Origin of the sequence: Youngiibacter multivorans (assembly GCF_017873395.1) — a bacterium.
Taxonomy (GTDB): Bacteria; Bacillota; Clostridia; order Clostridiales; family Clostridiaceae; genus Youngiibacter; species Youngiibacter multivorans.
In genome coordinates this window covers 59,984-73,270 of the sequence record NZ_JAGGKC010000010.1, presented here as the reverse complement: position 1 = coordinate 73,270, position 13,287 = coordinate 59,984, and the positions used below count along the sequence as shown (strand labels likewise).

Sequence of the window (13,287 nt, the reverse complement as noted above, 5' to 3'; positions counted from 1 at the left end):
ATACTTGAGTTTTATTGAGGTAAGGATGAAATATGAAAAGAACTATTTCTCTAATTATGGTTATTGCTATTGTCTCTAAACTGCTCGGTTTTTTCAGAGATATCGCACTAACCTATTATTATGGCGCTACTTACATCAGTGACTCATATTTAATAGCGTTATCAATACCGAACACTCTTACTGCAATCATCGGAATAGGGATTGCAACATGCTTTATTCCAATTTACGAAAAGGCGAAAAAAGAAAGCGGAATTGATCGAGCTGATAAGTTCACTTCGAATATTCTAAATATTATTTTAGTAATTGCCACAGCTATCGCACTAATTGTTTTGCTCAGAACAGAAATATTTGTAAGAGTATTTGCATCAGGGTTTAGTGGTGAAACATTACAACTGGCAATTAGGCTAACAAGATTAAGTATTGTCGGGATATATTTCTCTGTTATAATTTTTGTTCTTAACTCTTATTTGCAAGTTAATGGTAATTTTATTGTTCCTGCAATGATTGGCATCCCAATGAATTTAGTTGCAATCGCATCCTATTATTTAGCATCAAAGAAAAATGTGGATATTTTGGCGTATGGCATAGTTGCATCTTTAGCGGTACAAGTAGTCTTTCTAATTAGAGCTACAATAAAGAAAGGATATAAATATAGTTTCATAATAGATTTAAATGATAAATATATAAAAAGTATAATGATGTTGTTACTACCAATTATAATTGGTGTGTCTGTGAATGAAGTTAATGTAATTATTGACAAAACTATAGCATCAAGATTAGTTGAGGGAGGAATCTCTTCATTAAATTATGCAAATAAACTTACAGATGTGGTAATTGGTCTTTTTGTAGTGCCAATTACTACAGTTATTTATCCTTCTATTTCTAAGATGGCGATTTCTCACGATTTTTCTGAAATACGAAAGACGATTAGCAAGTCATTGACTCTGATAAGTTTGCTAGTAATTCCTTCAACTGTTGGAATAATAGTATTGTCTTCTCCTATAATAGAATTTTTATTTATGAGGGGGGAATTTGACCAAAGGGCAGCACTGATGACATCAAATGCACTACTTTACTACTCTATAGGAATGATAGCTTTTGCTTACAGAGATGTTTTTTCAAAAGTTTATTACTCGTTGAACGACACTAAAACACCCATGATTAATTCCGTTATAGGCGTTATTTTAAATATAATATTGAATATTACTCTATCTTATTATTTGGGTATAAGTGGATTAGCTTTAGCAACCAGTATATCTGCGTATATTACATCTTATTTACTTATTTTTGGATTAAAAAAGAGAATAGTCGATTTTGAATTTAGAAAAGTTTGGATTAACGTATCTAAAATATTTATTTCGTCACTAATAATGGGTACAGTATCCTATTTTGTATTTCAGTTCACAAATATGAGATTAGAATTAGGGCTTGCTCTCCTTATTTCAGTACTGATATCAATGTTTGTATATTTAATAGTCATAATAACCATTAAAATTGATGAGATAAAATATATTATGGAAATAATCAACAAGAAAATCGGAAGAAAAAAATAACAAATTAATTGCAAAAAGAACATAGAGTTCTGACGTCAAAATGCCTAAATACCGCAAACTCAGTGTATCTAGTTCAGTTGTGAGAAAACTCTTAAGTGATTCTGCATCAATTTGCCAAAGGACATTTTGAAAAACAGGTTGACTACAGGGACCTGGAAAATCGAGAACTTAACATCATAAATGATTCCTTCGATATCAAAAACACTGGTGTGAAGAGAAGTATTTTCAATCAAGGTATGACAACTATGGCTGATAAAGTTATGACTTCATTCCAGAAAGGGTCAATGAAAAATGAATACATTTGTAGAGCTGAATTCGTATCGAATAAGGGCCTTTTAAAGGTTGTTGGTAATATGAAGTGATGACTCAATGTGAGAAGGGCAGCGCTATTATCGCAGAGTAGTCATAAGCAAAGTTTTTATAAGTTAGTAGCTCCGATATCATGGCCTTCTCAAAAAAGGTGTCTCAAGAATCTCCTTTCAGAAAATACTATATAGAAGTAAATCTATAGAATAATATGATTAACGTTTAACATTTTAGTTATATACTCTATTAGGATAGTATAATTAATTGTAGTATCTTTAGAATTAATTAGGAGGGAAGCACTGAACTACACTTTTGATTTCATGGGTTCATGATTGAGTATGTATGCTGATAGAAGACGGTTTACTTAGCATGTTTTATTATAACTTTGTCCATAGTTCGATTAAGTCTCACCTAGGCTTTTAAGTTTGTGTAGCGTTTTATTGATGGTCTGAAGATCTACAACACAACCGCTATTTAGTTCCAGTTATTGAAGCTATGCAAACCTGTTTCGCATTCAAAAGTGGCCTAATATGTCGATTATCAATACCGGACCAATATATAATAATTAGTTATAATGTAATATTCTAACTCAGTATCTTACGATGTATCTTTTTTGTTAATAACAACTATCCTATTTTGATGACGCTTCATGTGCGTTTGATTTCGCACTTTAGAATTTACCTATCTACTAATAAGGGTAGTGAAATCATTAACCAGGTAAACTGTAATGCCGTATTATTAAGACATAATTCATCATATTTTGAAGAATAAACTTGGAGGTGGTTGTGATTCTAAATAATATTAAGAAATATCTAATGTGGAAATTAAGAGGTGAGGTTCCGGTAGAATACCTTAAAAAAATGGGCTTAAAGGTTGGATCAAATTTTCACAAGCAATATGGATGCATTATTGATTCTTCTCACTGCTGGCTGATATCAATTGGAGATAACGTTACACTTGCTCCAAATGTTCATATTTTAGCTCATGATGCGAGTACCAAAATGTATTTAGACTATACTAAAATAGGCCTTGTTTCTATAGGAAATAATGTATTTATCGGTGCTGGGAGCATTATATTACCTAATGTTTCTATAGGAAGTAATGTTGTTATCGGGGCGGGTTCAGTTGTCTCTAGAAGTATTCCTGATAATTCTTTAGTTTTAGGAAATCCTGCAAAAGTAATTGGATCTGTTGATGATTACATTGAAAGACAAAGAACTCTACTAAATGAAGCCGTAATATATGATGAGAGTTGGACCATAAATAATATAACAGAAACGAAAAAGGAAAAAATGATAGGTGACCTGAAAAATAGAGTAGGGTTTATCAAATAAGATGAAAGTGGAAATTGCTATGAACTGTTAGAGCAGAGAACTTTTGACAAAGAGTAGTAATGTTTACCTGAACGTAAATTGACGGATACACTGTCAGAGAGATAGAATTGAATGGGTAAAACCAGCGTAAGCGGAATTCTGTTGTGAGACTGTGCACAGCAAAATCCGCTTACGAATTTTTATAAGGTGATATTTCAGAAAATAAACAATATTGAAACAATGTGAATCCTAATCTATAATTAAAGTGTTACATTAAGTTGCCTTGGTGATATTAGTATAAATTTGATTAAATTAAAATAATAGACGAATCATGGAAGGGATGATAATTACGTAAAAGAAAACGTTTAAGGACTATTTTTTTTCTAATTCGGGCACTAATAGATATCAGCATTCCGCAGATCTATATTGCAGCAAAATTCGTAGATGATGGAACCCCGAATATCGTAGCAATGGAATTTAAAGAAATATTAAATAGGAGGATGAAAGACAACTAAACAAAGATGTTAAGTTTCAGTATAACTAAAAAGGGGATACAGGAGATGAAAAAGAGATTATTTGCTTTGGTAACATTAATATGTATGATGTTCAACTTAAATATTATGCCACTTAAATCTAGTACTGTCTATGCAGAAACAACTATCATTGCTTCAGGCACTTGTGGATCTAATCTTAAATGGGTATTAGATAGTTTAGGGGTACTAAATATCAGTGGATCAGGTAATATGGATAACTATACATCTATAAATGGCTATATATCTTCACCGTTCTCTCAATTAAGTTGGCAGATTAAATCTGCTACTATTGAAAATGGTGTTACAAGCATAGGGGATTACGCATTTTATGATTGCTTTAACCTTACGAGCATCAGTCTGCCAGAGGGATTATCAAGCATAGGGAATTTAGCATTTAAGGGCTGTTCTAGCCTTACGAGCATCAGTCTGCCAGAGGGATTAACAAGTATAGGGAATTACGCATTTAAGGGCTGCTCTAGCTTTACTAACATCATTCTGCCAGAGGGATTAACAAGCATAGGGCGTTTCGCATTTGAAGACTGCAGTAGCGTTACACTCATCATCCTGCCAGAAAGTGTGACGAGCATAGGAGATTATGCTTTTAATAAGATTTACAAATGGCAGCTTAAATTTATTGTTGTACCAAATTCTTACGCGTATAACTATGTGTTAAATAATGGATTATATTATCAGTATTTAGTTGATCCAAACATTAAATATTCGACGGATTCTTTTCTTAGTTTCCGTGATGATTATCTGTATCTTAAGCCATTAGAGATTCGTTCTTTATCAGAACTAATCAATTATTCAACAGATATTCCTTTTGAAAACATCTTATTTTCAGTTTTAGATGATTCTATAACAATGATTTCTGATGGCAAGATAGCAGGAATAGGTGAAGGAAGTTGTACAGTGAACGCCACTTATGGGAATCTTTCAGATTCGTTCAACGTAGTAGTATCAGCATCAGAAAATTCAATATCCGCAACTGGAATCAGCTTAAGTGAAGATGCCTTGACCATAAATAAAGGATTAAAAATAGCTGTAAAAGCGACAATCGAACCAGTTACAGCTACAGATCGAACAGTCACGTGGACAACATCCGATATGTCGGTTGTAACGATTCAAAATGGAGTCATTACATCGGTAGCACCCGGAACAGCTACTGTTACAGCATCCATAAATGGATACAGCGACTCGATAGCAATAACTGTAAATGCACCTCTACTAGCGTTAGGAGTAGATGATGATGATTTTGCGGTTAATAAGAATGAAACCCATAAGATTTACTGTTATCATTATCCTTATTATACGACAGATGATAAAACAGTAACATACACGTCTTCGGATGAAAGCATAGCAACAGTTGATTCTAAGGGAATTGTAACCGGTATTAGTCTGGGAACAGCGACAATATTATTAACTAATGGATCTATACAAAAATCTGTAAATGTTACAGTAACTTCACGACTTACTGGTATTTCTTTAAATAAGACAAGCATTAATGGCATTAAAAATTCTAGTGAACAAATATTTGTAAATTATGATCCAGTAGATACGACCGATGATAAGACCATCACATGGTCTTCAGATAATGCATCTATTGCAGCAGTAGATAGCACTGGATTAGTGTCATATATTTCAAAGGGAATCACAACGATAACAGCTACTGTTGAGAGTTATTCGGCAAAATGCACGGTAATAGTAACTGAAATCCCGTTAATATCCATATCACTTAATTATTCGGAAATTGACCTATTGTATGCGGATACCATTAGTCTGGCTGTAGCTTATGAACCCTCGAACACAACAGATGATAAAAGTATTACCTGGACATCAAGCGACGAGTTGGTAGCAACAGTAAGTTCAGACGGAACTGTAACAGCAATCGGAAATGGAACAGCAACAATAACTGCAACAACAGCGGATGGAAATAAGACAGCAAGCTGTATGGTAATAGTTGCAGTGCCGGTAATTGGAGTAACACTTGATCGTAGCGAACTTAGTTTCACTAAATTTGGCCAGACAGACAAACTTATAGCCACAGTTGCGCCATCGAATGCTGCGAACCAGAATGTGACCTGGACATCAAGCAATGAGTCGGTGGCAACTGTTGATAAAGATGGGACGGTTAAAGCAGTTGGTAATGGAACTGTAACAGTAACTGTAGCAACAGAGGACGGAAAAAAGACAGCGAGTTGCGTGGTTACGGTCAAGGATTACAGTGGTGAATACCATATACAATCAAAGAAAAGCAATCTTGTCATGGATGTTTACGGTGGAGGAAGAGACATTGGTACTAACATCATACAATGGAGATTCCATGGAGGATTGAACCAGCAATGGAGATTCGAATCACTTGGAAATGGGTACTATAAAGTAACTTCTGTACTGAACCCAACATACTCGCTTGATGTATACCGTAGTGGAACTGAAATAGGAACGAATGTGATCCAGTGGACATACCATGGAGGACCAAACCAACAGTGGAAGATAATTGAGAATGTAGATGGCAGCGTTTCACTGATGTCGAGACTGGCTGAAGAGAGTGGTACAGGATATATTCTTGATGTATACGGAGGCGGCATGGATGAAGGTGTCAATGTCATCCAATGGACTGCACATTATGGCGATAACCAGAAATGGTATCTGGAACCGGTACAGGATTATACTATGAATTACGAGAACAATGGCGGAAGTGCTGTAGTATCGTCAATAGTGACAACTGGTCATTTGGTAACTGAACCACAGGAACCAACAAGAGAAGGCATGATATTCAAAGGATGGTTTAAGGATACTGCATTAACAATTCCTTGGGATTTTGCTGCAGATAAAATGCCAGCTCAAGACACGACTCTTTATGCCAAGTGGATGGATAGTACATATTCTGTTATCTTTGATAGCCAGGGTGGAAGTGCAATAGAAACCAAGAAAGTAGATCCTGATACTTTAATAACACCGCCAGAAGCACCAACTAAAACTGGTTACAGCTTTTGTGGTTGGTACAAAGAGGCAGACTGTATAAATCAGTGGAATTTTGATGTTGATACAGTTATGGCAAATACGACCCTCTATGCGAAGTGGATAAAGGATTGGGGTGGAACATATTTCATAAGATCCAAGAAAAGCAATCTGGTAATGGATGTGTTTGGTGGCGGAACAGAAATGGGAACCAACATCATCCAATGGAGCTATCATGGAGGCTTGAATCAGCAATGGAAATTTGAATCACTGGAGAATGGCTACTACAAGATTACTTCTGTGTTGAATCCGCAATATAGTCTGGATGTCTATGGAGGCGGAACGGATTTAGGAAACAGGGTAATCCAGTGGAACTATCATGGAGGAATAAACCAACAGTGGAAGATAATAGAGAATGATGATGGCAGTGTTTCTCTAATGTCAAGACTGGCTGAAGAGAGTGGAACAGGATATCTACTGGATGTCTATGGAGGCGGAATGGACGCAGGAGTCAATGTCATCCAGTGGACTGCACATTATGGAGACAACCAGAGATGGTATCTTGAGTCAGTTAATTAAGATTATAGACTTGAATTGGGAGCTTCGGCTCCTTTTTTAAATTGAATCAATGAATTAGGATTATTGTAGTACTGCTGATATAGTGATATAATTCGAGTAAAGAAGAAAGAGTATTCAGAAAATTATCGGTTGGGATTTCCCAGTTGATTTTTTCTGAATGTTTTTTTCAGTGAGAGGGGAGATACTATGAGAAGGTACACTAAGAGCGTGGCACTCATGTTGATCGCAGCATTCCTCTTTACTGCAACTGGATTTTCACTCAAGGCTGATGCGGCTGGACCAAGGAACTTCAAGGCGTTGGAATCATCTAAAACAGCGGTTGAAAAGGTGATCGGAAAGAACGTTTCGTTGAAAGATGCAGCGGATGTATATAAGGATAGCGATAATGTAAGGTTGATTGTGGAGCTTAAAGGTAAACCTGTAATCAGCTATGCAACAGAAAAAGGGGTCAAGGTAACCGACCTCGACAAGAATCAGGTTCAGAGTATCAGGAAAGCGCTTTTGGCAGAGCAGAAGGCCTTGAAGGCAGAGCTTAGGGCAAAAGGGATAGGATATAAGGACCTGAAAAATTTTGTGAACGTTGTAAACGGTGTCAGTATTGAAACTACCTTCGGAAATGCCAAGAAGATCTCAAGCCTTGCAGGAGTCTTATCGGTATCAATTGCAAATGAGTATGAGAGACCAGAACCAGATATGACTTCGAGCAAAGATATCGTAAATGCAATAGAGACCTGGGAAAATACCGGCTACGACGGATCAGGCATGGTCATTTCCATAATCGATACTGGCATAGATCCAACACATAAGGATTTTGTAATCACAGATCCGTTGAGTGTGAAGATCATGGATACTGGATTTGGAGAACTGCCTGGGACCTACAGGACGGTAAAGGTACCATATGGATACAACTATATGGACGAGAACCAGGAGATTCTTGACCTGGGACCGGATGCTTCGGAGCATGGGATGCACGTCGCGGGGATAGCGGCGGCAAACGGTGACGAGGAAAACGGCGGAATAAAGGGAGTAGCTCCAGAAGCACAGCTTCTGGCAATGAAGGTATTCGGAAACAATCCTGAGATGCCTTCAACGTTCGGTGATGTAATAATCAAGGCCATTGATGACTCAATTGCACTTGGTGCTGACGTCATAAACATGAGTCTGGGATCGACAGCTGCATTTGTTCAGGAGGATGACCTTGAGCAGGTTGCTGTATGGAGAGCTGTTGAGAATGGCATTGTATGTGCAATCTCAGCAGGTAATGCAGGCCAGTTCAGCGAGGGCTACGACCTTCCATATGCATCCAATCCTGACATAGGAGTTGTAGGAGCACCAGGACTTGCTGCTGAATCAATACAGGTAGCATCAATAGAGAATACATACATTTCAGCCAAGGCACTGACGTACATGTATGGAGGGGTTGAGACATTCGCTCCTTATATGTCAGCAGGTCCGACTGACCCGATAGATGTGTTTGAAGGGCCGGTCACATACCTTGCAGCAGGGCTGGGTTATCCGACCGACTTTACAGGACAGGACTTCACTGGAAAGATAGCTCTCATACAGAGAGGCGAGCTTGCATTCGTAGATAAGATCATGAATGCACAGAATGCAGGAGCTGCAGGCGTCATAGTATACAACCATGAGGCAGGCGGAGAAGAGCTCATAAACATGATGTATCCGGAGGGTGGCAGCATACCTGCAGTATTCATAGGACACTCAGACGGAGTCCGACTTATGGAAAAGATCCTGGAAGGAACAAACACGGTTGAGTTCAATGGTGACCTTGCAAAAGCCATGAATCCTGAAGCGGGAAACATTTCCGACTTCTCATCATGGGGCACGACACCAAACCTGGACTTCAAACCAGAAGTCACCGCTCCAGGCGGAAACATATGGTCAACAGCCCAAGGGGATGACTACCAGAGCATGAGCGGAACCTCAATGGCCGCGCCGCATGTCGCTGGTGGTTCAGCGCTTGTACTGCAAAGGGTAGAGGATCTGAGTGACCTTGAAGGTGACGACAAGGCAATCTTCGCAAAGAATCTCATCCTGAGCACTGCGGCAGCACATCACGATACAGGACTGTACAACGACTACTATGGCCTGACAGCCTATAACTTCACCTCCCCGAGAAGACAGGGAGCAGGAGTAATGGACCTGTATGCAGCAACTACAACACCTGCAGTTGCGTACGAGAAGTCGTCAGGGGAAAGCAAGGCCGCACTAGGACAGATAGGCAGCAAGAAATCTTTTGTCGTGAAGGTTGATAACTTCAGCGACAAGCAAGTGACATACAATGTCAAAGGTACTGTACAGACAGACCTTGTCATCGACGGTTACAACTACCTGGAATCGCAAGGCGTTTATATTGCCAGTACCATTAAACAGAACGGGCCAAACGGCTATTGGTCAGGCAAGTTCCCTATAAGCTTCAGCAAGACCAGGGTCACGGTGCCTGCCAATGGATCAATTGAGGTAATAGTAACCATAGACCTGAGCAAAGCTGTGGACTGGGCATACAACGCACCGTTACCAGCCATATTCCCTAACGGAACGTACATCGAAGGGTTCGTGGTATTTGAAGACCCTAAGGACATCAACCCAGAGCTAAGCATACCTTATGTAGGGTTCTATGGAGACTGGGACAAGGCACCTGTAGTAGACAAGTCCATATACGAGGACAGGTCGTACTATGGTATAACCTCAATGACCTGGTACCATGCACCGACAGACAACCTGTATTTCCAGGGCATGGATGCAGATGGAAACGTAAGTATGGACAACATAGCATTCTCACCTGATGGAAACGGGATAGCGGACAATACCGTTCCTCTGCTTTCATTCCTGAGGAACGCAAGGGACTTCGAGGTCAACATCCTCGACTCAGACAGGACAAGGATAAGAAGCCTGCACATGGATGAATTCATAAGAAAGAACTTCTATGATTCAGGATACAATCCGATGTATACTGTGAGCCTCGACTGGTTATGGGACGGTACGGCAAACAATGCCCTCGTACCAGAGGGCCAGTACTACTATGAGATAAAGTCGGTGGTGGATTTTGGAGGAGCAGACTGGCAGACAGTTGTGTTCCCTGTAAAGGTGGATATCACAAGGCCAGTCATAAGCGGAGTACAGTACGACAAGGGTACAAAGGTACTCACCATAACGGCAAGTGACAGCTTCAGCGGGATATCAGGCTACCAGATCTATGAGGATGGCAAAGAGCCGATGATGAACACTACGGGCGTATTCGACCTGAGTTCAGCAAGCTTCACATCAAAGGCCTATGCGATTGTGACTGACTTTGCAGAAAACATGACCTATTATCCATTAAGCGACATTTTGAAATCAGGCAAACCCGCAGATCCAATAAAACCTGAAGAGCCTGTAGTTCCGACACCGATCCAGGAGCCAAAGGACATAATTGCCGGAGATGCAACAGCACCAGTAGCAAGAGTGCTCTATCCTGAATTCTTCGGAATCTACAATATGGGAACTCTTGCGGTCCAGGGAACAGTATCAGATGAATCCCCTGTAGAGTACCTTAAGATTGACGGAGTAGAGGCTGAGCTTACCTGGAACAACAAGACCGGATTGTGGGATTTCTCGGTACCTAAGACCTTTACCGATGGGTACCACACGATGAACATAGAAGCTCGTGACATGGCAGGCAATTATCTTGCCTATGCGCACAAGATATTCGTCGATACAGCAAGTCCTGTAATCATGCTTGAAGGATTGCCGCAGGAAACTTCAGAGTCCAGCGTTAATGTAAGGGCTCTTGTGACAGACAACCTGCCAAGCATGAAAGTTAGGCTTAACCAGAACATACTCACAAACATCGCACCTGACTGGTCCTACTTCGATGACCTTCCCCCAGCCTCATTTGAGCTTGATGAGATAGTCGAGCTTCAGATGGGAGAGAATCTTATAGTCATCGAAGCGGAGGATGAGGCAGGGAATGTCACAACACAGGTACTTACAATAACCAGAAACTAGAATGAATACAAGGCTGCTGCAATTATCTTGCAGCAGCCTCATTTTTTTACATCAGTCTTATGGCATGATAGCCTTCATGGACTGCGGTCATGATCTTCCTTGGCGAGCTTGCGTCACCTACAACACTCAGGTCCTTGACCTTGTCTTCGAGTGCCTCTGCAAGCTCATTGTTGGATGAGTATCCTGCGGCTATGACTACAGTGTCACAGGGGATGAAGCCTTCTGCACCATCCTTGGTGTATGCAACACCTGTCTCATCTATCTTTGTAACCCTTGCACCAGCCACGATATCCAGCTTGAGGTCCGCAATCATGTCCCTCAGAGCCTGGTCATTGTTCTTGCAGTGGTTTGCGGTTAGAAGAACATCATCAAGTATTTCTACTATTGTTACCTTCTCTGCCCTTGATGCTATGTCTGCAGCGGTCTCACAGCCTACCAGGCCGCCTCCGATTACGACGACGTTCTTACCCGTCGGAGCACCCAGAAGCACCTCTGTGGACGTCCTGACGTTCTTGCTGCCTATACCAGGTATTGGAGGCATGAGAGGTCTTGATCCAGTGGCCACTATTACCTTGTCGAAGTTCCTTGAAATGATCTCCTCAGGAGTCGCTTCCTTCATGAACTTGACCTCAACACCTGACCTGAAGGTCTTGTTCTCAAGATAGGTAACGAGCTTCATGACATCCTTCTTGAATTCCGGAGCTCCTGCAGCAAGCAGCGTTCCACCGAGTACTGACGACTTCTCCCAAAGCTCGGCATCGTATCCTCTTTCCTTTGCAGTAATCGCAGCCTCCATTCCGCCAGGGCCACCACCTATTACAAGCACAGACTTCTTTTCGCCAGTCTTTGTAAGTGGATAGTCCGTCTCATGGTAGGTATGCGGGTTGACTGAGCATGACCAGCACTTGCCTGCAAAACCGGCATAAAGGCACTCGTTGCAGCCTATGCAGGGGATTATGTCATAGGTGTGGCCTTCCTTGACCTTCTTTGGCCAGTAAGGGTCTGCCAGCATCTGGTGTCCGAGAGCCACGAAATCGGTCTTGTTGTCCTTGAGGACTGATTCCGCATATTCAGGGTCAAAGAGCTTTCCCTGTCCGATTACAGGCACGCTTACGACCTTCTTTACTTCTGAGAATACAGGTACCTGATGGCCTTCCTCCTGGTAGACAGTGGAAATAGCCTTATACCATGCCTCGTAGCAGCCTACATCTACATGTATTCCGGAAACCCCGGCCTTCTCAAGTATCTTGGCCATTTCAAGTCCTTCTGCAAGCTCCCTGCCTCCAGGTACTCCATGGTATGGGGTGTATTTGACAAGTACCGGGAAGTCCTGACCGCAGTTCTTCTTAACTTCAGCGATTATCTCGGTTGTGAACCTCATCCTGTTCTCAAGTGATCCGCCATATTCATCAGTCCTTATGTTCCACTGGCTGGAATGGAACTGGTCCATCAGGTATCCGCCATATGCATGGAGCTCGACAGCGTCAGCACCTGAAGCCTTGGCGAGGTATGCACCCCATCCCATGCGCTGTACAAGGTACTTTATGTCATCAACGGACAGCTGCTTGCATTTGAGTCCAGGGAACCAGAAGGATTCCACTTCGCTTGCAGAGTAGGGTGGAGTGAACGGATCTGTGAAGACCATCCTGCCAAGACCGGGTGTAATCTGTATGGCGATCTTAGCGCCATGCTGATGTACCTTGTCAACAAGGATTCCAAGCCTGTCAACCTGGTGGAAATTATCCAGCTGATTGCAGGGCCTGTCCTCATACTTTGTAGCAACTATATTGGCTCCTGTTATGATGAGACCGGCACCGCCTTTGGCCCTCTCCACGAAGTAGTCTATGGACCTCTGGTTATAGCCTCCGTCAACATCAGCAGTCGTACCCATAGGCGCCATTACAATCCTGTTCCTAAGCTTCATGTTTCCGATAGCAGCTTTTTCGAATAGTTTCAGCACATTGTTCACTCCTTTTAATTAAGTTTGATAATTAACTAACCAACATACCTACATCATAATGTTCCCTAATACCGTTT

General features: G+C 40.9%; 6 protein-coding genes. 5 read left to right on the top strand and 1 reads right to left on the bottom strand.

What is annotated here, in order from left to right:
* Positions 1-32: 32 nt before the first annotated feature.
* The 5 genes from murJ to J2Z34_RS07370 all read left to right on the top strand — a co-directional run bounded on the left by murJ (position 33) and on the right by J2Z34_RS07370 (position 11,250).
* On the top strand, positions 33-1,553 hold the full coding sequence (murJ, locus tag J2Z34_RS07390) for a murein biosynthesis integral membrane protein MurJ (RefSeq protein ID WP_209459227.1): 1,521 nt from the start codon (positions 33-35) through the stop codon (positions 1,551-1,553).
* A gap of 95 nt (positions 1,554-1,648) precedes the next feature.
* Entirely contained in the window at positions 1,649-1,915 is a 267-nt protein-coding gene (locus J2Z34_RS07385; RefSeq protein ID WP_209459226.1) for a hypothetical protein, read from the top strand.
* Between the two features lie 729 nt (positions 1,916-2,644).
* A complete protein-coding gene (locus tag J2Z34_RS07380; protein ID WP_342453125.1) occupies positions 2,645-3,193 on the top strand; it encodes an acyltransferase in 549 nt (182 codons plus the stop codon).
* A 539-nt stretch (positions 3,194-3,732) separates the two neighbouring features.
* Positions 3,733-7,245, top strand: a complete 3,513-nt coding sequence (locus tag J2Z34_RS07375; protein WP_209459225.1) for an Ig-like domain-containing protein — start codon at positions 3,733-3,735, stop codon at positions 7,243-7,245.
* Positions 7,246-7,431: 186 nt separating this feature from the next.
* Complete coding sequence (locus J2Z34_RS07370; protein ID WP_209459224.1) at positions 7,432-11,250, top strand: S8 family serine peptidase; 3,819 nt, start codon at positions 7,432-7,434, stop codon at positions 11,248-11,250.
* 46 nt (positions 11,251-11,296) lie between these two features.
* Here J2Z34_RS07370 and J2Z34_RS07365 read toward each other — a convergent pair whose 3' ends face one another.
* The gene (locus J2Z34_RS07365) at positions 11,297-13,210 is read right to left on the bottom strand and encodes an NAD(P)/FAD-dependent oxidoreductase (RefSeq protein ID WP_209459223.1); all 1,914 of its coding nucleotides are present in this window, start codon (positions 13,208-13,210) and stop codon (positions 11,297-11,299) included.
* Positions 13,211-13,287: the final 77 nt, after the last annotated feature.